The sequence below is a fragment of the Roseivirga sp. 4D4 genome, assembly GCF_001747095.1.
Classification (GTDB): Bacteria; Bacteroidota; Bacteroidia; order Cytophagales; family Cyclobacteriaceae; genus Roseivirga.
Genome location: NZ_MDGP01000001.1, coordinates 345950 through 369075 on the forward strand (window position 1 = coordinate 345950; position 23126 = coordinate 369075).

A 23126-nucleotide genomic window follows, 5' to 3' on the forward strand; every position below is an offset into this window, starting at 1 on the left:
CCTAAATGCACCTGAAAAACTTACACGGATTAAAAATAAAATTGAATGACTAGCCAACAAAATGCCTTATTTGTTTGCTCATCCTTTGGATATGTTCAGGGCCTATTCTACAACATCCACCAATAATATCAGCTCCGAGTTTAGCCCACTCTTTCGACATCTCTACAAAGTGTTTTGGTTCTGATAGACCCTTCCAGGTTTTACTTTGAGCATTGTAGGCTTCCCCAGAATTGGGGTAAACGATGACTTTCTTGTTATTGGTACTTTCCTTTATGTGTTTGATTAATCCAGAGATGAACTTGGGCTTAGTACAATTGACACCCACCGCGAAAACTTGAGGATGGTCTTTGAAGAGTGAAACACATTCTTCGATGCGGGTTCCATCATTTAAATGTTCTTCATCCTTGCAGGAGAAGGAGACCCAACTGGGCTTATCGACATACTTTAAGGCCTCTGAAAGGACCTTTGCCTCCAGGAGGCTAGGAATGGTCTCACAGGCAAGGAGATCGGCATTTGAGCCAGCCAGTATGCTTATTCTTTCGGCATGAAAGTCCCTTAATACCTGATCAGAAACACCATAGTTACCGTGGTACTCGGAACCATCCGCCAAATAGGCACCGTAAGGTCCAATACTCGCGGCAATGAGTGGTTTAGCCTTAATGGTCTCTGAAGCTATGGCTTTGGCAACAGCTTCTTCGGCTAGTAAGACTGATTTCAGAATAAGTTCTTTTGCTCTTTTTCTACTATAACCCATGGTCATAAGTCCTGAAACACTTGCCTGGTAGCTGGAGGTAATGATGCACTGTGCTCCAGCCTTTAAGTACCTAAGGTGAGCTTCAATGATAGCTTCTGGATTTTCGGCCAGTAGCTTTGCGGTCCATAAGGAGTGATTTAAATCACAGCCTTGATCTTCTAGTACATTGGACAAGCCCCCATCTAAAATGAGTGGGTGTGGGGCTTTGAAGAACTTATCGAGTCTCATGAATGGACTAGTTTCGCTTCAGTATTTTCACAATTCGGCCGCAGATGATTTCGGATAAATTCCAGAGTAACAACTTACGATCAGTAGTGTTATTGAACAGAATAATGATAGCATCCAGGTCCTCATTGTATTCAGCGAAACTCTGGTAGCCGGGAACCCAACCTCCGTGATTATACTCGTAAATGGAGGAATAAATCTCCTTTTCACCAGCTTCAAATAAGGTCCCATCGTTCAGTGCCCTAAGAAAAACCCCTACATCCTCTGCTGATGCTAACATATCATGTCCATCTGCTTTTAAATCATGAGGGTAGCCTACATGATAGCCACTCATAACACTGTCCATATTCACTACATCTGAGGAACTGAAAGTGTTATTGAGGTTTAAGGGGACTAGGATCTCCTCTTTGATAAATTGAAAGTTTTCATAGCCCAATACATCATCCATGATCTTATTGATCAATAGATAATTGGTGTTGCAATATTCGTAATCTTCACCAGGTTCAAAGTTGGCCGGCTGATCGAGAATTAATGAGAGACCTTCTTCATAGGTCTCGGTGGGGGATGCCCAGAAGTTGGGAGTATCCGTGAAGTTGGGGATACCGCTTCGGTGCTGGATCATCAATCTCAAGGTGATTTTATCCGCATTTTCAATTCGCCCTATAAGCTCTGGTAGATAATCAGCAAGGGTCTTGTCCAAGGATAGACGTTCAGCACTCACCAATTTAGTTACTGCCACCGCATCATAAAGTTTACTGATGCTGGCAATTTTAAATAGCGCTTGAGGGTAGGCTGGGATTTTCTTTTCTCGATCGTGCCAGCCAGCAGCGTAGAACCCGGGTGGTTTTCCGGCCTGATCTACATAGACAATGATACCATCCAGCCCGTGTCCAATGGCTTGTTCTGCTTGTTTTTGAACAGTATCGGGTAAAGGCAATATCCAGGCCCAAACCAAAATCCACGGTACAAAGAAAAGCGAGACAGCAGTGCCCGTGAACAAAGCAATTCTGATGATGGTCTTTGACTTTTTCTTGGCCATATTATCCCATTCATGACAATTTACTAAATGTCCATGATAGGGTTTGTTTAGTTGGGCTTATGTTTCTAAGTATTTTTGATTACCCTGTCACAATACCAGTTTCAAAATAGTCTAATTAGATATGAGCAATGATTTAGAGTTACTAGTAGAGCGTTCTTTAACAGGTGACAAGGAAGCCTTAGAAAGACTCTTGTTGAGTGTTAAGGACCTAGTTTACAATCTCTCTTTGAAGATGTTGCTGTTCCCAGAGGATGCAGAAGATGCCACTCAGGAAATCTTGATTAAGGTAGTCACTCATTTAAGTACATTCAAAAGGCAAAGTCAATTTACCACATGGGTCTATAGGGTTGCCTCTAACTATTTATTCACGATCAAAGGAAAGAGGTCAAAAGAGTTTGCTATGGATTTTCGAGCTTATTCAGAGTTTATTGACATGGGGCAATCAAATGAAGTAAGCAGTGTCTCTAACAGCGGGGAACTACTTTTGTTAGAAGAGGAGGTAAAGGTCAGTTGCACACAAGGACTATTGTTATGTCTGGATGCTCGCCATAGAATGGCCTATATTCTAGGAGATATATTAGAATTCAATAGTAAAGAGGCCTGTGAGGTTTTATCTGTCTCACCAGAAACCTTCAGGCAGCAACTGTCGCGTTCAAGGAAGAAAATAAGGAGTTTCTTACAGAGAAAATGTGGGTTAGTAAACCCTGAAAACCCTTGTAGATGTAAGCGTAAGATCGATTTTCTCTCTAATCAGAACTTGGTCAATTATTCTTCATTGAAATTCGCAAAATTCAAAGAGAGGAGTATTGATCTATTGCTAAGTATTGACTCTTTGGAAAAAGAGGTAGCTATTTATCGATCAAACCCTGATTTCAAAGCTCCTGAGATGATCTCACAAAACATCAAAAAAATTTTGAGGCATGCCAACTAAAAAGTTTAGAGTAAAACAGTTCATAATTGTGGTGTTGATAACCAGTATATGGATAAATGCATCGGAAATACTCCGTTATTTCCTACTTGTAATGCCCATGATGAAGGACTATTGGGGCGGAGTAGATCATAGAATTGCAGAAATGGACGGCCTTATTTTTTCTATATGGGGTTTATGGGACACATTGTTGACTGGCGTATTAGTCTTTGTGGTTTGGTTATACACGCAGTTTTTTGGGAGTAGCAACCGTTCTATCATCTTTTCATCCAGTTTGGTATGGGCCGCTGTATTCGTGATTTTTTGGGTGGCTACTTCAAATATGGGATTATCAAATTGGGGCATTCTACTTGTGGCACTTCCACTCAGCTGGGTTGAAATGGTCATAGGAGGGTGGATTTCTGTGAAACTTTATTCCTCCCGCAAATGGAAAACTACTTAGAGTCGAGATTATGACTGTTCATTAGCTCAGTAATTCTAGCTAAATGATGATCATCATGTTCAGCCACGAACAAGAACAAGTCCATCGTCCTCATGGGTTTTCTTAGTCTTGGATGTAATGCGCTTTTATAAATTTCCTTTTCTGTCAATTCGAATAATTGGCTAAGGGTTACTCTCCTTGAACGCTCGAACTGGGTAAGTAGATCATTAATTCTGCTGTCATTGTGTTGGGCAATGTGCGTTTTCTTGTTTTCTAAATCGGCAGGCCTCATATAGTCATTGTTCTCTAATATGTCATTGAGTCTCCCTTGCCAAAGGGGTTCCAAGTCGTTTAAGTGTCCGATTTGTTCTTTAATAGACCATTTGCCATCAGGCTTTGCTTCTAACAACTCAAGAGGAAAACCTTCCACCTTGGCTTTTAACCTTAGAGGAGTTCCGCTAAGTCGCTCCACAATGGAAGGAAAAATATTCTGTTGAAAAGAAAAGTCAAATTTCCTTTCAAACCATTTAATCTGTTGCATGGTACTTAGTTTAATTACTCAAAACGGTATCATTGACAAGCGGTTGCGCTCTTAATGTATTGGATGCCAACAGGCTTTGCAAACTTGCCAGAGGAGGGAAGTCGGCTTGTTAATAATTGCGTCTATTAGCCTCTGTAGAAACTGAATACTCGAGTAACCTCCGCAATAATAATCAAATAACCCCTGTTCCTAACTGCTGACTAAATCTCTCCAAATCCAATTTTACTTCATCCATGTCCAATGACTTTTGTATGGGCATAATCTCTTCGCCATTGGTATCGTAAAGAGTCAGTTGATAATGGTCATTCGTAATATCAAGCGTCCAGTTACTCTGAGTGTAGGCACGCCAAACTTCGTTCGATTGCTTAATGCCGATTTTCATGTCATTCTGAACTAAAACCCATTGTCCGATAGTACTGTGCTAACTTTTACCTCCCTTTAAGTGATCGCTTTTTAGGCTCTTCATAACAGCCCTGATTCCCTCTTGTCCTTTGTCCAGTATTGCTTGGGCTTTGATAGCGTCACTGTCGTTTACAGGTTTATACTTTAAGCTCCATTTGGCATTTTCCATCATAATTGGAAATAGATCAATGCCTTTCTGGGTAAGAGAGTATCTGATTTTCTGCTTATGATCGGGGTCAGCTTCCTTCCAAATAATTCCTTCTTCTTCCAATGACTTTAGACGATTCGACAAGATGTTTGAGGCAATTTTCTCTTCGGATTGTAAAAACTCTCGGAAGTACCGCTTTCCCTCTAAGATCATGTCTCTTATGATTAAGAGAGTCCATTTATCACCGATCACTTCTAGTATCAGGTTCTGAGGGCAATGGGATCTTGGCTGCTTCATTATAGTTTAAATCTGATTGCAAATTACAATTGGTTGTATATATTTACAACTGATTTTATTTTGCAACTAGATTTTTTATTATGAATTCAAAAGAAAGAAGCTATTCCAATGTTTTAAGAGTCAATACTTTAGACGAAACCGCTTTCGAGGCATTGTCTATAAAAATTGGAGATTGGTGGGGAGATCAGGACAAACCGGCACAAGGTTTAGGCGATGTATTTACCATGTCATGGGGCGAACCCTGGTACAAATTCAAGGTCGTGGCTTTTGAGCCTAACGAAAAAATAGTTTGGGAATGTATTGACTCTAAACAGATCATTGGCGGCCTGGCAGGGGTTGAGAAGGAGTGGGTCGGAACCCAATTACAATGGACAATTAATAAGCTAAACGAGGATGAAATTGAGCTTCAATTCAGACATGAGGGGCTAGTACCTGAATTTCTCTGTTACGATTTCTGCTCCCATACCTGGGATAGGTTTATTGACTTTAACCTTAAGAAATATTTGGAAGGCAGTTGAGAAGACTAAGGATTCAAGAAACTATCTCTAGTGTCTTTTAGCATAACATGGGACATAACAGGAGACTACTGTTGCACATCTTTTTTATTGTCTGTATTTATCTAAGTTCAGATTCATAATATAAAAGTTGAGTGAGCCATTATTACTCGAAGAAATACTACTGCTAAAATCTTTATAACTTTTAGTAGCTGTTTCTTTAGTTCCTTTTGTTAGTCTTCCTGATGTAAAAATCAAGTAATCCCCTTCAGGAGTAACATATGGGCTACCATCAACTTGATCGCTGTTAACATCTTCACCCATGTTGATAGGGTCGGACCATTCGGTTTCATTTTCTCTAAAGCTAATGTACAAGTCGCTATTACCATAGCCATCTGGTTCATCAACCCTTACAAAGATCATAAAAGATTCATCCTTCGCTACAAATGCATCTGCCTCTCTTTTTTCTGAGTTAATGTTATCCGGAAGTCTTATTGGCTCTAGATATTTGCCGTCTTGAAACTTCGATAAATAAATATCGGAATTGCCGCTCTTATCAGAATTGAAGTATAAGTTTTTACTATCAGTCATTACAGGGTAAAACTCATTTCCAGATGAGGATATGGGATTGCCCATGGGTACTGGTTTTTGCCATTCTCCATTCTTCAATTCTGAAGTCCATATATTGAAGTTGAAACCTTCTGGCTTTCCTTGATAGTCTTGAAATGTAGAAAATAACATTAACTGGCCATCAGGTGAAATTTGAACATCTGCAATTGGAACATCTGCTGAAACAAATGGAACAAATTCAGGTAGGTTGAATCGACCTTTTTCAAATCTTTGAAAAGCGATTCCGGTTATGCCTAATTTTTGACTTGTGACTGTATAGTAAATGGTGTTTCCATCAGGACTAAAACTCGTATTGAATTTGTCAATGTTTGTAGACACAACCTCAGGATGGAACCTGATAGGTTTGTGAACAATTGAATCAATTTTATAGGGATGATCCAATGTTTCTAATTTTTGTTCTTCAGCTGTTTCTTTTTTATCTGAGCAGGATACCAAGAGGAATAGACATAAAAGCGGCAATAACTTACTATTCATAGTTGGGGCGAATTTTACTGATTTTAATGATTTACAACGGTCGTGGCTGTGATTTCGTTGTGGGATAATACGCGGTTATCGCTGTGAGTGATTGACCATGAGTTTGTCTTGACAAGACATGGAGCTAAAATGAATAAAAGCAATCGTTGGGCTTAGTCTTTTATTTATTCTCATGTCAGATTATTGTCAGTTAATCAAATTACCCCTATACCCAACTGCTTCGTATACTTATCCATATCCAATTTCAAAGCATCCAAATGAGATGATTTTTGCATTGGCATGATCTCATTGCCACTAGCATCATAAAGTATCAGTTGATAATGATCATTAGCTATATCAAGCGTCCGGTTGCTCTGACTGTAGGCACGCCAAACTTGGTTCGATTGCTTCATACCAATTTTCATATCTGCCTGAACAGAAATCCATTGTCCAATTTGAATGATTCCGAAAATATTGCTTGAAAACTTTAGTCTCTTTTTATCCAGATCTATCAGCGTACTTGTTGAAGTAAATCCAATGAAAGCGCCTATCAAAGCTAGAATCAACCCAGACCAAGAAAAGTAGGTCATAACCAGTCCAGCCAAGAACATAAAGATTCCTGCCGAAGTCCCGACTGGCCCAAACATTTTATCCAGTTTGTTTTTTGTCATTTTTTAAATGTTGTAGCTATCGATTGCTCGTCCATTGGAGCTAATGAGCTCGTATAAGAATAGTAGTGGTTTTTATTTACCTACTTTTCCGTTTATCAACGTTTTGATTTATGGATTTAAGCTTAGCGATTAAGTCGTTATTTTTTTACAACGCGGCAAAAGATTTTACTCTGATGGCTTCTCCAAGCTAGGAATCGGTCTTTTTGTAAGTCTTATACAAATTTCATCCTCAATCCATTCGGTAGATTCTTTTAGAATTTTCACCGCTTCTTCGTGTGACCGTTTTCTTCTACAGACTAATTTTGGAGTAGTGTATAATTCATGATTGAAGTCTTGAGCCAGATGAAAACCTATCATCAAAGTATCCCCATTAGGAATTGGTTTTGTAAGTCTGGTTTGATTTATTTCAGAATGTTCTTTCCCTGTTATATGAAAGATAACAAAATTGTTATCAAACTCTATCTTACCTGTGTATTTCAGGTCATTTTTGGTTGAGTTTTCCTGAAGTACTTTAATATTAATTCCCTCTCTAAATAGTTTGGTGCTTATTTTCCATTTTTCTACTCTAAGCTCATCTTTATAATTTACTCTTGAAATATGGTATGAGTACCATTCTCCCATAATGCTTTTTTTTAGTCGATTATTTTTTATTGAAATTAAAATTAATCGAAAAAAATATCCAATAATAGGGATTAAAGAGCCCGCGATTAATTGAACCCAGTCTATTTCCATAATGGTCGATTTATATCTTTATTCATGAGCTTAAACTAAGCTTAAAAAAATGATTTTGAGTGTCAGGCCAGAATATGTTCAGGCGGTTTAAGATTCTTGGTAGAGCCCAAAAACTAAATGGTTCCGAATATCTTAATACCCACCACACGAAAGGCTCTGTTTTTCTAGGGTACTTTGAAAAAAATGGCAAATGTTCACGTTGAAAGTTGATTATTTGTTTGGTAATTGCTAAGCTAGTATAGCTATAATTTCTCTTAGTATTTTCAATAATAAAACCTGATTTATTAAACAATCTATAGTAGGATGAAGGGCTACGATAAATTGCTTGATACCCATTTTTTTCTTTGAATAAATTCTTGTGAGCTGTAGATTCTCGTAAAATTATTTCACCATTTGTCGCAAGGCGCCTTTTCAGACTTGCTAATATTTTCAAAACATCATTATCATTTTGATACATGCAAAGTCCACCTAAAAAAATTATGTCGAAATAATTATCCGGCAAATCTCTCAGTGCATCTCCTTTAATTATCTCAATATTTTTTATATCCTTAAGTCTTTCTTTTGCAGCCGTTAGCATAACGTCACTCTGTTCTAATGCTACAACATGTCCATGTTTTTTACTAAAAAATTCGGTCCAAACACCTGAGCCGCAACCAATGTCCAGAACTCTAGCAGATTTGTCAAAATTAGAAGTCCATTCATTAATGATTTCTTTTTCCCTTTCAAACCTATACTCAATTGCTTCATTAGGAAGATTATAATCATGAATCATCATGCCTAGAAGAGTTGAATTTTCCACATGAGCATTCTGAAAATAAGCTTTTACAGCATCATTATTTATTGGGCAGTTGTTTTCTTTTTTACTTTCATTCAATTGTTCAGGTAAAGTTTTCTTTAAAGAAAGAATTTTATGGTTCATTGACTATTTTAACTTATTACTAACATTGTATAAGGCTCATTCATTAAAGTTAGGACTTTCAGCTCTAGATTGTCTAATGAGGATCCTGTTGTATGCATTCTTTTTGTCTGTCAATAATTTACAAAAAAATAAAACCCCAGCCTGATTGCTCAAGCTGAGGCCTTATATCTAAAGTCTATCGTCTAGAATCTAAAGTCTAAATCCTTAAACCTTCCAACTAAATCCTTTCCACCCAACCCTTAGCGGCCATAAAAGCTTTGATCCAAGGACTCAATACATCAGCCTTCTGTGCTGCAGGATAGTTCCCCCAGTTCCAAGGGAATACAGAACGCTCGAAATGTGGCATGATCGCCAAATGTCTACCGTCTTTGCTTGCCACGCCAGCCACGTGATAATCCGAACCATTAGGCGATGCGGGGTAGGCCTCATGTGAGTACTTGGCGATGACGTTGTATTCTGACTCTGCTTCTGGCAGCCTGAAACGACCTTCACCATGAGCCACCCAAATGCCCAGTCTAGAACCTGCCAGTCCACTGAGCATTACTGAGTTATTTTCAGGAATGGTCACATTGACAAAGCCTGACTCGAATTTGTGGGCAATGTTATGGTCTAGTTTCGGATGCACTTTGTGCTCAGGGTAGAGCAGTCCTAGCTCACCCATCAATTGACATCCGTTACAAATACCGAGAGAAATGGTGTCCTCACGGGCGTAGAAGTTGTCTAGGGCCTGCTTGGCCTTTTCATTGTAGAGGAAGGCGCCTGCCCAGCCTTTGGCAGAACCTAAAACGTCAGAATTAGAGAACCCACCGACAAAGGCGATGAAGTTTACATCGCTTAGGTCTTCAGCGCCTGAGATCAAGTCGGTCATATGTACGTCCTTAACATCAAAACCAGCCAGATGCATGGCATAAGCCATTTCTCTATCGCCATTGACTCCTTTTTCACGGATGATGGCTGCTTTTATGCCTGTCTTTTCCTTGCGGTCTGGATTAAGCCCCAAAGCCTCATACTGTCCTTCAAACCCTTCTGGGAAGTTAAATGACAGGGGTTGTTTCTTGTAATTCTCGAATCGCTGCTTGGCGAGTTCTTCGCCTGACTGCTTCTGATCCAATAGGTAAGAAGTCTTGTACCAGGTGTCTCTTAAGCTGGCAATATCCATCAGATAGCTCTGTGTATTAGTCTGGATAGAAAGGATAGGTTCACCTATTGGGCTTCCCACTTCCAGATAAGAAGCTTCAATGGTATCGAATAATGTCTTAATATCTTCCAGATCTTCATTGGCCACCTGAATCAAAAGCGCAGGTTGCTCAGAGAAGAATGTCGAAATGTCGTCAATGCCTTTGATCGCTTTCAAGTTGGCTGCAATGCCTAAGTCTACTTGTGAGAAGGTCATTTCAAGCAGGGTAGTGATCAATCCACCAGCTGAAACATCATGGCCTGCCATGATTTTACCTTCCTTGATCATCGCCTGGACCATGTTAAAGGTATTGGCAAAGCGATCGGTATCGTCTACGGTAGGCGCTGTAGTCCCTACTTTACCCACAATTTGAGCAAAGGAGCTACCACCTAATTTGAACTCTCCATCGGATAGGTTGATATACAATAGGGTAGACTCAAAATCCGGTTGTAATACTGGCTCTACCACTTTTTTAAGGTCTGTTACTTCAGCCCCGGCAGAGATAATCACTGTACCCGGAGAGTACACCACGCCATCCTTGTACTTCTGGGTCATGGACATGGAGTCCTTACCAGTCGGAATGTTGATGCCCAGATCGCAGGCGAAGTCTGAAACCGCTTCTACGGCTTTATAAAGTCTCGCGTTCTCCCCTTCGTTTTTAGCGGGCCACATCCAGTTGGCACTGAGTGATACGCCACCCAATCCTTTTTCAATTGGAGCCCAAATGATGTTGGTCAAGGCTTCGGCAATGGATAATTGAGATCCCGCAACAGGGTCTACTAAGGCTGAAACTGGAGCATGACCTATAGAAGTGGCAATTCCTTTCTCACCCCGGTAGTCCAAGGCCATTACACCTACGTTATTCAATGGCAATTGGATAGGTCCTGCGGTTTGTTGCTTAGCTACACGGCCTGTTACGCATCGATCAACTTTGTTGGTCAACCAGTCTTTACAGGCTACAGCTTCCAGCTGAAGAACGCCATTAAGGTATTCTTGAAGCTTTTTAATGTCGTAGCTCACCTCACTAAAGTTCTGGTCGATCGTTTTGTCTTCCAAAATGGTCTTCGGTGACGATCCAAACATGTGTCCTAAATTCCAGTCGATCGGGTTTTCTTTAGAAACCTTGTTTTCGAACTTGAAATGCATGTCGCCAGTCGTTTCACCGACTACATAGAAAGGAGCTCTTTCGCGCTGAGCCACCTTCTCCATATAGGCAATATCTTCTTCCTTGATGACAAGCCCCATGCGTTCCTGAGACTCATTGCCAATAATTTCTTTATCGGAGAGGGTCGGGTCTCCAACTGGTAGCTTCTTAACATCAATGGTGCCGCCCGTCTCTTCCACTAATTCAGAAAGGCAATTCAAATGGCCACCTGCACCATGATCGTGAATTGATACGATTGGGTTTTTGTCTCCTTCGGTCATGGCACGAACCGCGTTGTATACACGCTTTTGCATTTCCGGGTTAGAACGCTGAATGGCGTTTAATTCAATGCCACTTGAGAACTCACCGGTATCTACGGACGACACTGCGCCACCGCCCATACCAATGCGGTAGTTATCACCACCCATCACCACGATTTGATCGCCTTTATCTGGAGTTGCTTTGAGGGCATCAGGTTTCTTACCGTAACCAATGCCTCCGGCCAGCATGATCACCTTGTCAAAGCCATGTCTTTTGCCACCTTCTTCGTGCTCAAAAGTCAAGACCGACCCTGAGATCAGCGGTTGACCGAACTTGTTACCAAAATCACTGGCACCATTAGATGCCTTGATCAGGATGTCCATCGGGGTTTGATAAAGCCACTTGCGTTCGGGCATATTGGCCTCCCAGGTTCTGCCATCTTCGAGCCTCGAATAGGAAGTCATATAGACAGCCGTTCCTGCCAAAGGCATAGAACCTTTACCACCCGCCATTCTATCTCTTATTTCTCCACCAGCTCCAGTTGCTGCTCCATTGAAGGGCTCTACAGTAGTTGGGAAGTTGTGTGTTTCTGCTTTAAGCGAGATCACTGATTCAAAGTCGGAGGTTTCAAACCAATCTGCTTTGTCTTGCGTGGCAGGAGCGAATTGCTCTACCACAGGTCCTTGGGTAAAGGCAACATTGTCTTTGTATGCCGAAACTAATCCCTCTGGCTTTTCATTTGAGGTCTTTCGGATCATTTTAAACAGAGAACTTGGCATTTCTTGCCCATCAATGATAAAGACCCCATTGAATATCTTATGTCGGCAGTGCTCGGAATTGACTTGCGAAAAGCCGAATACTTCGCCATCGGTAAGCTTTCTGCCCAGCTTATCACTGACCTCGTTCAAATAGTCGATTTCTTCCTGGCTTAGTGCGAGTCCTTCGGCCTGATTGTAAGCGGCAATATCTTCGATATGCCGAACCGCCTCTGGCTCGATATCGATAGTAAATAATTCCTGATCAAGCCCCTTGTAGAGAACCTGAAGCATAGGGTCGAAAGCCGTGTTTTCGCTTTCTACCTTCTCAAACTCCTCAATACGTTCTATCCCTGAAATGCCCATATTTTGGGTGATTTCCACGGCATTGGTACTCCATGGCGTGATCATTTCTTTTCGTGGACCAACAAAAAAGCCCTCCAGAGTTTCGCCTTGTATCAGTGAGGCATTTCCGAAGAGCCATTCAAGTTTTGGAAGGTCTTGTGACGCGAGTTGCGAAGAGAGGCCAACAGCATAAATTTTGCCAGCCCCGGCATCGAAAAATTGAATCATTAGAACGATTGGGTTTGGGTGTTAATACCGCTGGCAAAATTAAGAAAATCTTTGAGTTTAGAAGTATCTGAAGAAGGATATCAATACCCTTTTAAAAAGCTTAACGTCTAGCCTAATTTTCTGTGACTAGGTATAAATACGTGATTTTCAGAAACCCGAATTTCTGCGCTTAAAATCCGCTTTTTAATCGGCCACATTTGGATCATAGATTTTAATAAACACATGGCGGATACCGAAAAGCCTTTGATAGAGTAGGTAAACAATTAAACACAAATACAATGAGCACACTTAATGCCCAAACTATTGATTTTTCCGTTGCTGATCCAAAAGCAACGAGCAACCTTTCATTACCCTTGTATCAGGGGGCTGACTACAGAGCTGACTTCAAGACCTGGTCTTTAATCGAAGGAGGAGGATTTATGAAGTTCAATCTTTCTCTTGCTGATGCAATTCCAGTTGCATTTTCCTTGAACGTTGCTGCGGCCTTGGTAGATGGTAAAGCAAATTGTCCGATCACGATTACAGTGAATGGTCAGACACTTGTCAAGTCTTACAGTGATCATAACCCTGGCTTTCATGAGGTCACATGGACAATTCCAGCAGATAGGTTGACTTCTGGTGACAACGAGGTACTAGTCAGCCTTGATCAATCTGCCACTACACAGCTATTCATAAATGCGACAGGTGTTGACCAGGCGGTACTGGCAAACCAGTCTATTAACCTGACAATACCTAACCCTTCTCAGTCGGCACAGCTTTCTATGCCACTTTATCAGGGTGCCGGATACAGAGCAGACTTTAGAACCTGGTCATTACTGGTTAATGGTGGCTTCATGCGCTTTCAACTGGATCTTCCCGAGGCGATTGATGTAGACTTGACTGTTGATGTTGCTTCTGCATTAGTCAATGGCAAAGCAAATTCACCAAGTACCATTACTGTCAATGGCAAGCCCTTCTGGCAGATGGACCCTAAGAACAGCGGCTTTGAAGCGTCTACAAAGACGATACCTTCAGGTGCCTTGAAAGCTGGTGGCAATACCATCGAATTGAGTTTGGATGCATCTGCTTCCGGGCAATTATTCATCAATGAGATTGGTGTTTACGGAGGCTAATCGCCCTCAACTTTTAACCAAATCAGAACCCGGGAGCAAATGAGTCTCGGGTTCATTACCAAAACACAATTCACAAAACCTTAATATGATGAAAAAAGATAAAATGTTTAATGGCTATTGGATGGGCTATCAACCTAATGGCAATACGCTTGGAGTCACTCCACCTTATGTAAATACAGTTACACTATTTGTGGCAGGAGCTGCTCCTGATGGTACATCAGTTGGTTTCAATTTTCTGACCAAGGCCTATCCTGCAAAAGATCAGATTGCCTGGGCGAGGCAATTACAGGCTCAGGGTACGGAAGTGCTTATGAGTATTATGGATTCATCTACTATTCAGTGGAACGAAGTGGATATTCCTGCTTATGTGCAGAATTTTAAGGATGTAGTAATCGATGGAGAATGGGGCTTGAATGGTGTGGATATTGATTTAGAGTCAGGAATGCCAGATGATATTTGGGCTAGTACTTTTACTGAACTCATCCAGGAATTTAGAAAAGTACTGGGGCCAAAGGGTACCACGGACAGTTCCGGAAAAAACATTTCGAGGATGTCTGTTGCTGCCTATAGACCTACTAAGGAAAAACCCATTTTATCTTCCGCAGGGACAGATTTAGACTGGCTGAATACCATGGCCTATTGGAATAGCGCAACAGATAATGAAGTCCTCTTCGATACATACTCCCAGTATGTGGAGCAAGTGAATTTGGGTATTGGGGTCGATTATCAGAATGGTATGTCCACTGCTTTGAAGCAGGTAGAGCAGGCGGCCAAGTTTGCTGCACAAACCGATAACTGCGGTATGATGGAGTTTGCTTTGAACAATGATTGTGAAGAATACTCAGGACATCCCCAGTGGACGTGGGCTTCAATAATTAATGAAAACATGAACGGTCTGATGTAATAGAAGACTGTGATAATACGGACGATTTCTTAATTTGTAATTGAATAAATACACTTAAATCAGAGACTTATGGAGAAGATAGGCAATAATGAAGCCCAGGCACAGATAATGGCCTGGGCGGAATGCAAAGGAAACGAGCTATTCAACTGCTTTCAAAAGTTTGAAGCAGCAGATTGCAAAAATTGCAATGGTGGGCAGTTCCATCGTCAACGCGGGGTGAGCTTCGGACAAATTGATTCAGGTTTGTTGCAGTTTGTAACTCAGGAAATGCCAAAGATGAAATACCCGCAATTGGCGATGTGTATGGCAATAGCCGACAACGCAATCTCGGTGTTGTTTGAGACCATAGATGACGATGGCAACAAAAGCTACTACGGTACCAATGACATTATTCAAAGCGCTTCCCGAACCTTGAGTAAAGCTGCTCGGGATTCATCAGCTAGACCTGCTAAGCGATATGGAATCCTTCCTGTGGTGAGAGACCACCTTGCTGTCAATTGGCTGGGGCAAACACCTGGTGATATTGAAAAGCTTTTTTTGTCCCAAAAGCTGACGGATGTTTCTGATATTGAGGAGAAGGGTTTGGAGGATATTATTGAAGGTGTTGCTGGCTGGCTTGAAGGAGGTCGTCAGGGTAACCCACCCATAAATCTTCATAACGTAGTCAACGAGATTAGTGATCCCTTTAACCGAGTGGCGGTCAGGGTGATGAAGTATCCCATTATTGGATACAACTTGGAAGTACTCAAGCTTATCCTCAAGGAGACCAGTGAAATCGCCATAACCTTTGCGGTTAACCCGGCAGATTTCTACTATAATGACGACTTATTTACCCTGATCCTAGAAATTGGTACAGGTAATACAGAAGTGAAAGCAGCGGCTGGAAAGAAAGGGGAAGAGATAGAGAAAGAGGATGACGAAGGAGATGAAACAACCTTTTTAGATTTCGTCAATGCTTGTCCACCATTTTGTTGTGGTGCTCCTGGACAACCTCCGTGCCCACCAGACTGATAACTATGGATGTTTTATTTGAATTCATAAACAATTACATCTCATACTTTTACTTGGTGATATGCATCCCATTGTTAATTGGAGTTATTAAGTTTCAAAGGCTTAACTACCTACAGAGGTTGGTCTTCATTATCGTCCTAATTGCTTTGGTTAACGAGGCGCTAGCCACTTACTTGAGAATGAGAGGGGTTAATAATCTCTGGGTTTATCATCTGTTCGTACCATGTACCTTTCTTGTGGTATTAAGGATTTACAAAAGAGTATTTGAGGAGGTTATTACAAGGAGGGTCTTTAATGCCATTTCAATAGGTTTCTTGCTTTTTGCGGTGCTTAATAGTCTATTTATTCAACCTCTCGATGTGTTTAATTCAAACACTATAACTGTTTCAAGTGTCCTATACATACTCTTGTCAATCACATATTTTCATCAGCTCTTGAGAGGTACTGCACTTTTAGCCTTAGAGAGAACTCCTATGTTTTGGTTAAATACTGGGGTCCTTATTTATTATTCTGGCACTCTTTTACTCTATGTTATGGTCAATTATGTAGCCGGATTGGGGGAAACTGCGAAGGTGTCTATTAGCCTATGGGCTTTGAATATATTATTCAACATCATTCTTAATGTTTTTTATGCTTTAGCACTATGGGTGAGTCCGCAGAAATAGGTGTTTCGGATGTTATATTAATCGGTATGTTAGGAATGTTCTTTCTAGCCCTAGGTGTGGTGCTTTTTTTCTTAGTTTACCAACGCAGATTACTAAAACAGCAAAAAGAACATCAACAAAAGGAAGCCGAATATCAACAACAATTGTTGCGAGCCAACCTTCTAAGTCAGGAAAAGGAGCGTAACCGAATTGGCAAAGATCTGCATGATGAAGTAGGGGCCATGCTCACCACCTCCAAACTCTATTTCAGGCACCTTGCGCAGAATGCCCCCAAGGAGAAATTTACCGAGTTAAAGGACAAAGTCTTTGACTTGCTGGAAGGAACTATCGCGAGCGTAAGAAGGGTCTCACATGACCTCAGACCAGTAGTCCTAGAGACCTTAGGGTTGGAAGAAGCCGTAGCTAATATCCGAGATCAATTGAACGCCTCTGGAGAGGTTCAAATGGTATTTGAGAGTGACTGGAAAGGGGTAATGACGAAGGAGTATCAATTGAACTGGTATCGTATCATTCAGGAATTGGTCAATAATACCCTCAAACATGCGAATGCCAACCGAATAGCAATTCATATGTCAGGAAATGGCGATCAACTGAAGTTGAGCTATAACGATAATGGCATTGGCATGGCCAGTGGCAAGCATGAGCCAGGATTGGGTTTAAGCAATATTGAAAGTAGGTTGAGCCTAATGAATGGGGAGCTGATTTTCAATGAGACTGAGAAAGGAATTTCTATTGAACTGACATCTGAGATAACAAAAGACACACAGAAAGATGACTAATATTCAGGTAGCGATAGCAGACGATCATAAACTCTTCAGAGAGGGTATCCATTTTTTGATAGATCAAATGGAAGGGATCTCCATATGCTTTGAAGTGGCTGATGGTAAGGAGCTGATAATCCGATTAAAGGAAGAAGTCCCTGATGTCCTATTACTTGATCTTGATATGCCTGAAATGGATGGTATCGAAGTTTTGAAAGAGGTTCGCTCCCTTTACTCATCAATGGGTGTTATAATTCTCACCATGCATAGTGATGCTAAGATGATAGCCTATTTAATGGAATTGGGTGCGAACGGTTATTTAATGAAGGACACCAGTCCCGAAGAACTTGAGCAAGCGATTAGGAGTGTAAAGGAAGAAGGCTTCTATTTCAACAAGGCAGTCTCAGAAGCCATGTTAGGGGGCTTGAAAAATCATAGTCCAAAAAAGCCAGTGCTCAAAAATAATGTCACTTTAACCAGCCGAGAGATAGAAGTCCTGGAATTAATCTGTCAAGAATATACGGCCAAGGAGATTGCTGAGAAGCTGTTTATCAGTCCACGAACTGCCGAAGGTCACCGAAGAAGCCTTATCGAAAAACTTGGCGTTAAAAATACGGCAGGGTTAATCGTTCGGGCTGTGAAGGAAGGCCTGATTGATATCTAGTTTTTAACAATCGAACCAAATAGCTCATTCACTCTTCAATGTCTTAGAAGGATTCGTCAAAGCTGCTTTTCGGGTTTTATTGCCAATGGTGATGAGTATGATCATTAGCAGTCCGACAACGGGCAGAATAAAGAAGGTTGGATCTAGTTTTACCCGAACTAAAAAGCTGTCGAGCCAATTATTGATCAGTAAATAGGCTACTGGAACTGCAACAAGAGTAGATATCGCGATCAACCAAATGTATTCTGTCGTCAGGACGCGTATGATCTCCATGATATTAGCACCCAATACTTTTCGAATGCCCACCTCCTTCATTTTTTGGTTGATCAAAAAAGAAGATAAACCGAATATGCCCAGACATGAGATGAAAATTGCTACGAGGGCGAAGAATTGTAGGGCTTGATTGAAGCGTTGGTCAGACTCATATAGGGCGTTGAAGTTCTGGTCAACAAAGGAAGCTTCGAAAGGTGAACCAGGAAAAAAGGCTTCATAGCTTTTCTCTAGAAACTGCATGGTTTCAGTGATGTTTTCTGTATCCACACGCACATTGATAAAGTTGCCACCTCCATTAATCAACTCGATCGACAGGGGTTCAATGGCAAAGTTGATCCCCATTTGATTAAAGTTTTCCACTACGCCTACAATGAGGGGAGTAACATTGTTCGAGAAATCCAGCCGCTTGCCAATCGCATCTTCGGGGCTTTCGAAATTAAATCGCTCTACTGCCTCACGATTCAGTAGTATGACGTTTTGATCTCCGATTAAGGACTCGTCAAAATCCCTTCCACTGATGATTTCCAGATCGTGGAATTTTACATAGTCGTGATCAGCAAAACTGCGATAAAGCATTACGGTTTCACCTGAAGGTCTATCCTGCCGATTGGTGGTTTGGAAGAAGTTATTTCGGATGCCCGGTAATATGGAAGATAGCGTAGTCGCCTTTACACTTGAATTCCTTTCCACTTCTCCCTGAAAAGCCTGAGTCTTCTGGGCATAAGTAGAATCCCTTAAATAACCCGGAGGTCCTTCTATGGCTAGGGTCTGGGATATGTTCATGCCCATATCGGCATTCATCATAAATTGAATTTGAGACCTAATGGCCATGATACCCGAGAGCATCACTAATACAATGGCAAACTGTAGAAGTATGAGTGACTTCCTTAGAGAAGTGCCTTGCGTGGAACTGGCAAAATTGCCCCTTAATACTTTTATCGGCTCAAATCGTGTAAGGACCAAAGCAGGGTAGAGACCGGTGATGATAGATCCTAATAGGAAGACGATTAGGTAGGTCGACCAGAAGGGAATAAAGCTATCGAAATAGTCAAATGCCTGCGATCCAACGAGCTGATGGAATTTTGGGATGACTAAGATGACAATGCCTATGGCGAGTAATAGTGCCATAAGGTTGATCATAATGGCTTCCAACAGAAACTGTTGAACGAGTTGTTTCTTGTATGCCCCAAGTGATTTTCGAATGCCTATCTCTTTGGCACGTTTTACTGCTTTGGCTGAGGCCAGATTAACAAAGTTTGTCCAGGCGATTAAGACGATCAGCACACCAATGATCTTGAATAGGTTGATAATGCTTCGGTCTCCAGCAGGCTTAAGTTGATCGTCATAATCTTTAATAAAATGGATGTCTCGAAGAGCGTGTGCTTTTATAGAGTGTTCTCTACCCTGATTGGCGTTGAAAGGGGCTCGATAAGTCTTGATCCATTCTACGAGTTTGGTTGATAGTTCTGACTCGTCTGTATCAGGTAATACTTTAATATAGGTGTGGTAGCCAGTCAGTCGCCATTTCAACTCATTTTCATCCATTTGAGGAAAAAATGCAGCCATCCTTTCATTGGATTGTTTGACACAGAGTAAAGCTTGAGGATTTGGGAGGTGTGTGTTTTCCGGCAGGTCTTTATAGACGCCTTTCACTTGTACTTCCAATTCCCAAGGAAAACCTGTAGCATTAAAAGTAATTACTCTATTAAGCACATCTTCAGTTCTGAATATGCGTATAGCTTCGGTTTGAGAAAGGAAGATGGTGCCAGGTTGATCCAGGTCGCTAGCTGAACCTTTTAGGAGTTTGAAATCGAAAACTTCGAAGAAGGAACTGGTAGAAAAGTAGATGTCTTCGGCATTATATCCTTGTGTTTCATGGGTAAGGACACCTGGTAGGGGAAAGAGCTGGGTGGCATGTTTCACCTCTGGCAAGTCATCTCCAATTGTGGATTGGATCGCCATATAATGACTTGATGCTTTAGAATCTATTTCTCCCGACCCCATATCGGTAGAGATTCTAGAAAGGCGATAGATTTCACCATCGCTTTGATCATGCATCAAATCGTAACTCGATTCAAAATTGACATATTGAAAAATCAAGATGCTGGCGACTATCCCTGTGGCCAGACCGAAAATACTAATGAAGGAATGCTCCTTGTCTCTCCAGATATTCCTTATTGAGATCTTGAAATAGTTTTTTAGCATGTCGAATGGGCTTAATGTCGGTAATAGTTTAAATCTTCGAATGACTGAAGGCCTTAGCATTTTGAGCACCTCTCTTCTATAAATTGACTTGGCCTTTTTTGCGCCTAGCTGCTGATAGTTTTCTGCAAAGGTCTCTTCCAGATCACCTGCGAGCTCGTGATAGAGCTCTTCTTTGCAAAGCACTGAAAAGAGCCAATGATGAAATTTTGGTATGTGTTCTTCAGGCAGCACCGAATTTCATCCAGTTGAGGTCAAGAATTGATTTTCGGAATTCTTTTCGGACGGCTTCTGCTTCCATAAGCGCATTTCTGCCAAGGTTAGTGACAGAGTAGATTTTCTTGCTTTTTCCACCGCGCACCTTTGTTGCTTCGCCAAGTTTAGACTCCAAAAAGCCCTTTTCTTCCAATCGAGACAAAGTGCTATGCAATCCACCACGGCTAATGCTGCGTCCTGATTTTTCTGCAATTTCTTTCTGGATTTTGACTCCGTAGGCCTCATTGGTTAAAGCCAGTACGGATAGGAGTACGATTTCCTGAAACTCCCCAAGGTATGATCCCTTCATTGATATTTATTTTGCATTCATTTACGAACTAAATATAATGTATTCATTTACGAATTTTATAATGATGTGTTACTTTTTCTCGTAAAACAGGAGGGTGTTATGGAATCACTGCTACAAGGAATAGACAAGCAGGTACAAGAGGGATGGGGTCTTTCCTAAATGATCAATAGGTGTAAGTGATAAACACAAATGTTGATCCATTAGGATCATCCGAGTCTGAGAATGGAACAAATTGGGCTAGCCCAATTCTAACGTTTTGTGAGCTCATATCTCGGTTGAAATATGAGTTTTTGATTAATCTTCCCCACATATAAGGGAAGTCAAGTTCTGTTTCTGAGATAGGTCGCCCAATGATTTCTACTTGATCAAATTCAGGTCTTGACGCCTTTCTGTAATAATCATCATAGTATTCATAATATTCTGAAAATGATCGAATGTCATGAAGTTGTCCCGGTGAGTCACTTTCAGGCAGAGCATAGCCACTTGCCAGAACTTTTGCACTTGGTATATGCTTTAACTCCTGGATGAGCGAATCACCGGATGAAAAAGTAGTCAGTTCAAATGGGAAATTAGGATTTTGAGTATCTCTTTCGAGCGTGACTGATTGGAAACCTTCATAAGTTATGAACCCGTCTTCCAAAGTAAAGACATATATGCGCGCAATCGGGATATAGGGTTCAAAGGGATCCTCTGCATAGTCAGTGCAACCGGATAAGGTTAAGACCACAACAGATACTAGGGCTAAAAGTGACTTTAACTTCATGTGTTTTTATTGCTGAGCTAATCTAGTTATTCTTTTTTGACGGTCGGGTAAGTAATACCCAATTGCTCTAAGTAAGTAGCATACTTGTTTTCGTCATAGTAGAACTTCTCCAATTGCGGTCTGAACTGATCCATGATTCCTTTATTGAGGTAAATAGGTGGCATATCACTTGCCGAAATCATTGGCTTATACTTAGTTTCCTTGCTTTGAACATTATTGAAATAGTCTTTGGCCTGATCTACAAGTTCGGGTTTCAGGAGAAAGTCCAAAATGGTCATTGCTTCTGCCTGCGCCCCGTTAGTCGCGCCTTTGTGAGCAATAGGAGTGGCCATAGCAATCGCATTACTCCAATGATGGCCTTGAAGTCCTGGTATGTTTGAAGGAAATCGCATAGTCACGGTGGGGATTTTCCAACTGACATCTCCAATGTCGTCCGATCCACCGCTTCTAGGAGTTGTTACTGGCAAGCCAAGAGAAGAAAGTTTTGTATTAAGTCCTCTTGGATTGGTAGATCCCACTTCTTTTTGAACCGCTTTGGCCAACTGCTGATCCGCTTCAGACCATTCTGGAAGACCCACTTGTTTTATATTTTCATACATGGTTTCTGCAATGACTTTGTTAAAGTGACGAGGCCATGCTGTCCCTAAAATTCTAGAGGTCATTTCAGTATCGGTCATTAAGGCAGCTCCTTTGGCGATGTTATTGGCGTCAGCGTACATGTCCATGATACCCTCATAGGTAACATCTCTAAAGTAGTACCAGATGGATGCCTTTGAGGGTACCACATTTGGTTGATCACCACCATCCGTGATAATGGAATGTGACCTCTTTAATGGGTGTAAATGCTCACGCTTATAATTCCAACCTACGTTCATCAACTCAACTGCATCAAGTGCACTGCGGCCTCGCCAGGGGGCGCCTGCTCCATGGGCGGCTTCTCCTTCGAAAGTATATTCTACGGAGATCAGCCCCGTACCTGAAGCTTGGCCATAAGAAACTGAAAGGTTGCTACTTACGTGCGTGAAAATGCACATGTCAATGTCGTCAAACATGCCATCTCGGGCATACCATGCCTTGGCTGCCACCAATTCTTCTGCAATACCAGGCCAAAGGATTAAGGTACCACCGATGTTTTCTCGCTCCATGATCTCCTTTACTGCTAAAGCAGCAGTGATATTTAATGGGATACCTGAGTTGTGCCCCTCACCATGGCCAGGTGCTCCTTCAACCATCGGCTTGTGATAAGCTACTCCAGGATATTGAGAAGCCTTCGGGATGCAATCCACATCACTGCCCAAGGCTATGGTTGGCCCTTCACCATTACTCCACTTGGCAAACCAAGCGGTTGGGATGCCAGATACGGACTCCGTGATCTCAAAGCCATTTTCGGTCAGGATATTGGTAAGGTATTTTGATGATTCAAACTCTTGAAACCCCAGTTCGGCAAAGCTGAAGATTTTGTCAATCATCACCTGAGTCTGCTTAGCATTTGAAGCAACAATCTCGGAAGCCTCATTTTTGAGTCTTTCAATCTGCTTTTTAGAATATTTCTTTTGCGCTAATGCTGAGCTGCCGATAAGTGCAAGGCAGCATAGGGTGAAGAGGGTTTGCTTGAATCTATCCATCATTTTCTTTAAGGTTG

The 23126-nt window shown here is 41.4% G+C and carries 22 protein-coding genes; 8 read left to right on the plus strand and 14 right to left on the minus strand.

All coding sequences use genetic code 11. The features are described 5' to 3' along the window. Positions 1-49 precede the first annotated feature (49 nt). Both mmuM and BFP97_RS01475 read right to left on the minus strand, forming a co-directional pair. Complete coding sequence (mmuM, locus tag BFP97_RS01470) at positions 50-982, minus strand: homocysteine S-methyltransferase (protein ID WP_069840714.1); 933 nt, start codon at positions 980-982, stop codon at positions 50-52. Between the two features lie 7 nt (positions 983-989). Then, positions 990-2018 (minus strand): serine hydrolase domain-containing protein, encoded by a 1029-nt coding sequence (locus tag BFP97_RS01475; protein ID WP_069840715.1) that lies wholly within the window; start codon positions 2016-2018, stop codon positions 990-992. Between the two features lie 121 nt (positions 2019-2139). Here BFP97_RS01475 and BFP97_RS01480 point away from each other — a divergent pair, with 121 nt between their 5' ends. Together BFP97_RS01480 and BFP97_RS01485 are read left to right on the plus strand one after the other, a co-directional pair. Beyond that, positions 2140-2949 carry an RNA polymerase sigma factor gene (locus BFP97_RS01480; RefSeq protein ID WP_069840716.1) on the plus strand — a complete coding sequence of 270 codons (810 nt, stop codon included), beginning with the start codon at positions 2140-2142 and terminating at the stop codon, positions 2947-2949. After that, positions 2939-3388, plus strand: coding sequence for a hypothetical protein (locus tag BFP97_RS01485; RefSeq protein WP_069840717.1), 450 nt, complete (start codon positions 2939-2941; stop codon positions 3386-3388). Before BFP97_RS01480 ends, BFP97_RS01485 begins: the two co-directional genes overlap by 11 nt. On the opposite strand, the gene BFP97_RS01490 is transcribed toward BFP97_RS01485, so the two are convergent. The 3 genes from BFP97_RS01490 to BFP97_RS01500 form a co-directional block, all read right to left on the minus strand. After that, positions 3381-3908 carry a DinB family protein gene (locus BFP97_RS01490; RefSeq protein ID WP_069840718.1) on the minus strand — a complete coding sequence of 176 codons (528 nt, stop codon included), beginning with the start codon at positions 3906-3908 and terminating at the stop codon, positions 3381-3383. The two genes, BFP97_RS01485 and BFP97_RS01490, sit on opposite strands and share 8 nt — an antisense overlap. Before the next feature lie 172 nt (positions 3909-4080). Continuing rightward, positions 4081-4290: a hypothetical protein gene (locus BFP97_RS01495; protein ID WP_069840719.1), complete on the minus strand. Its 210-nt coding sequence runs from the start codon at positions 4288-4290 to the stop codon at positions 4081-4083. Between the two features lie 39 nt (positions 4291-4329). Further along, a complete protein-coding gene (locus tag BFP97_RS01500) occupies positions 4330-4755 on the minus strand; it encodes a winged helix-turn-helix transcriptional regulator (RefSeq protein ID WP_069840720.1) in 426 nt (141 codons plus the stop codon). A gap of 80 nt (positions 4756-4835) precedes the next feature. Here BFP97_RS01500 and BFP97_RS01505 point away from each other — a divergent pair, with 80 nt between their 5' ends. Further along, entirely contained in the window at positions 4836-5273 is a 438-nt protein-coding gene (locus tag BFP97_RS01505; RefSeq protein WP_069840721.1) for a hypothetical protein, read from the plus strand. Positions 5274-5357: 84 nt separating this feature from the next. Here the strand turns inward: BFP97_RS01505 and BFP97_RS01510 are convergent, their stop codons facing one another. From BFP97_RS01510 to purL, 5 genes are all read right to left on the minus strand, one after another. Then, a complete protein-coding gene (locus tag BFP97_RS01510) occupies positions 5358-6353 on the minus strand; it encodes a TolB family protein (protein WP_083262373.1) in 996 nt (331 codons plus the stop codon). A gap of 194 nt (positions 6354-6547) precedes the next feature. Beyond that, positions 6548-7003, minus strand: a complete 456-nt coding sequence (locus BFP97_RS01515; protein ID WP_069840723.1) for a hypothetical protein — start codon at positions 7001-7003, stop codon at positions 6548-6550. A gap of 165 nt (positions 7004-7168) precedes the next feature. Then, complete coding sequence (locus BFP97_RS01520; protein ID WP_069840724.1) at positions 7169-7735, minus strand: hypothetical protein; 567 nt, start codon at positions 7733-7735, stop codon at positions 7169-7171. A 22-nt stretch (positions 7736-7757) separates the two neighbouring features. Continuing rightward, positions 7758-8654 carry a class I SAM-dependent methyltransferase gene (locus BFP97_RS01525; protein WP_069840725.1) on the minus strand — a complete coding sequence of 299 codons (897 nt, stop codon included), beginning with the start codon at positions 8652-8654 and terminating at the stop codon, positions 7758-7760. 217 nt (positions 8655-8871) lie between these two features. Beyond that, entirely contained in the window at positions 8872-12564 is a 3693-nt protein-coding gene (gene purL / locus BFP97_RS01530) for a phosphoribosylformylglycinamidine synthase (RefSeq protein ID WP_069840726.1), read from the minus strand. Between the two features lie 278 nt (positions 12565-12842). Here purL and BFP97_RS01535 point away from each other — a divergent pair, with 278 nt between their 5' ends. The 5 genes from BFP97_RS01535 (at position 12843) to BFP97_RS01560 (ending at position 17681) form a co-directional block, all read left to right on the plus strand. Next, positions 12843-13676, plus strand: coding sequence for a hypothetical protein (locus BFP97_RS01535; RefSeq protein WP_069840727.1), 834 nt, complete (start codon positions 12843-12845; stop codon positions 13674-13676). 88 nt (positions 13677-13764) lie between these two features. Further along, a complete protein-coding gene (locus BFP97_RS01540) occupies positions 13765-14580 on the plus strand; it encodes a glycosyl hydrolase family 18 protein (RefSeq protein ID WP_170827380.1) in 816 nt (271 codons plus the stop codon). A 69-nt stretch (positions 14581-14649) separates the two neighbouring features. Then, complete coding sequence (locus BFP97_RS01545) at positions 14650-15591, plus strand: hypothetical protein (protein ID WP_069840729.1); 942 nt, start codon at positions 14650-14652, stop codon at positions 15589-15591. Between the two features lie 643 nt (positions 15592-16234). Then, positions 16235-17035 (plus strand): sensor histidine kinase, encoded by an 801-nt coding sequence (locus tag BFP97_RS01555; protein WP_069840731.1) that lies wholly within the window; start codon positions 16235-16237, stop codon positions 17033-17035. Next, positions 17028-17681, plus strand: coding sequence for a response regulator transcription factor (locus BFP97_RS01560; RefSeq protein WP_069840732.1), 654 nt, complete (start codon positions 17028-17030; stop codon positions 17679-17681). Before BFP97_RS01555 ends, BFP97_RS01560 begins: the two co-directional genes overlap by 8 nt. Before the next feature lie 24 nt (positions 17682-17705). On the opposite strand, the gene BFP97_RS01565 is transcribed toward BFP97_RS01560, so the two are convergent. From BFP97_RS01565 to BFP97_RS01580, 4 genes are all read right to left on the minus strand, one after another. Next, positions 17706-20390 (minus strand): ABC transporter permease, encoded by a 2685-nt coding sequence (locus tag BFP97_RS01565; RefSeq protein ID WP_069840733.1) that lies wholly within the window; start codon positions 20388-20390, stop codon positions 17706-17708. After that, positions 20380-20721 (minus strand): PadR family transcriptional regulator, encoded by a 342-nt coding sequence (locus BFP97_RS01570; RefSeq protein ID WP_069840734.1) that lies wholly within the window; start codon positions 20719-20721, stop codon positions 20380-20382. Before BFP97_RS01570 ends, BFP97_RS01565 begins: the two co-directional genes overlap by 11 nt. A 163-nt stretch (positions 20722-20884) precedes the next feature. After that, positions 20885-21484, minus strand: coding sequence for a hypothetical protein (locus tag BFP97_RS01575; RefSeq protein WP_069840735.1), 600 nt, complete (start codon positions 21482-21484; stop codon positions 20885-20887). Positions 21485-21510: 26 nt separating this feature from the next. Further along, positions 21511-23109 (minus strand): amidohydrolase, encoded by a 1599-nt coding sequence (locus BFP97_RS01580; RefSeq protein WP_069844152.1) that lies wholly within the window; start codon positions 23107-23109, stop codon positions 21511-21513. Between the last annotated feature and the right edge of the window lie 17 nt (positions 23110-23126).

Excerpts from the sequence above, each read along its gene's own strand:
- mmuM (WP_069840714.1), bottom strand. The coding sequence starts at position 982 with ATGAGACTCGATAAGTTCTTCAAAGCCCCACACCCACTCATTTTAGAT.
- BFP97_RS01475 (WP_069840715.1), bottom strand. The coding sequence starts at position 2,018 with ATGGCCAAGAAAAAGTCAAAGACCATCATCAGAATTGCTTTGTTCACG.
- BFP97_RS01480 (WP_069840716.1), top strand. The coding sequence starts at position 2,140 with ATGAGCAATGATTTAGAGTTACTAGTAGAGCGTTCTTTAACAGGTGAC.
- BFP97_RS01485 (WP_069840717.1), top strand. The coding sequence starts at position 2,939 with ATGCCAACTAAAAAGTTTAGAGTAAAACAGTTCATAATTGTGGTGTTG.
- BFP97_RS01490 (WP_069840718.1), bottom strand. The coding sequence starts at position 3,908 with ATGCAACAGATTAAATGGTTTGAAAGGAAATTTGACTTTTCTTTTCAA.
- BFP97_RS01495 (WP_069840719.1), bottom strand. The coding sequence starts at position 4,290 with ATGAAAATCGGCATTAAGCAATCGAACGAAGTTTGGCGTGCCTACACT.
- BFP97_RS01500 (WP_069840720.1), bottom strand. The coding sequence starts at position 4,755 with ATGAAGCAGCCAAGATCCCATTGCCCTCAGAACCTGATACTAGAAGTG.
- BFP97_RS01505 (WP_069840721.1), top strand. The coding sequence starts at position 4,836 with ATGAATTCAAAAGAAAGAAGCTATTCCAATGTTTTAAGAGTCAATACT.
- BFP97_RS01510 (WP_083262373.1), bottom strand. The coding sequence starts at position 6,353 with ATGAATAGTAAGTTATTGCCGCTTTTATGTCTATTCCTCTTGGTATCC.
- BFP97_RS01515 (WP_069840723.1), bottom strand. The coding sequence starts at position 7,003 with ATGACAAAAAACAAACTGGATAAAATGTTTGGGCCAGTCGGGACTTCG.
- BFP97_RS01520 (WP_069840724.1), bottom strand. The coding sequence starts at position 7,735 with ATGGAAATAGACTGGGTTCAATTAATCGCGGGCTCTTTAATCCCTATT.
- BFP97_RS01525 (WP_069840725.1), bottom strand. The coding sequence starts at position 8,654 with ATGAACCATAAAATTCTTTCTTTAAAGAAAACTTTACCTGAACAATTG.
- purL (WP_069840726.1), bottom strand. The coding sequence starts at position 12,564 with ATGATTCAATTTTTCGATGCCGGGGCTGGCAAAATTTATGCTGTTGGC.
- BFP97_RS01535 (WP_069840727.1), top strand. The coding sequence starts at position 12,843 with ATGAGCACACTTAATGCCCAAACTATTGATTTTTCCGTTGCTGATCCA.
- BFP97_RS01540 (WP_170827380.1), top strand. The coding sequence starts at position 13,765 with ATGAAAAAAGATAAAATGTTTAATGGCTATTGGATGGGCTATCAACCT.
- BFP97_RS01545 (WP_069840729.1), top strand. The coding sequence starts at position 14,650 with ATGGAGAAGATAGGCAATAATGAAGCCCAGGCACAGATAATGGCCTGG.
- BFP97_RS01555 (WP_069840731.1), top strand. The coding sequence starts at position 16,235 with ATGGGTGAGTCCGCAGAAATAGGTGTTTCGGATGTTATATTAATCGGT.
- BFP97_RS01560 (WP_069840732.1), top strand. The coding sequence starts at position 17,028 with ATGACTAATATTCAGGTAGCGATAGCAGACGATCATAAACTCTTCAGA.
- BFP97_RS01570 (WP_069840734.1), bottom strand. The coding sequence starts at position 20,721 with ATGAAGGGATCATACCTTGGGGAGTTTCAGGAAATCGTACTCCTATCC.
- BFP97_RS01575 (WP_069840735.1), bottom strand. The coding sequence starts at position 21,484 with ATGAAGTTAAAGTCACTTTTAGCCCTAGTATCTGTTGTGGTCTTAACC.
- BFP97_RS01580 (WP_069844152.1), bottom strand. The coding sequence starts at position 23,109 with ATGGATAGATTCAAGCAAACCCTCTTCACCCTATGCTGCCTTGCACTT.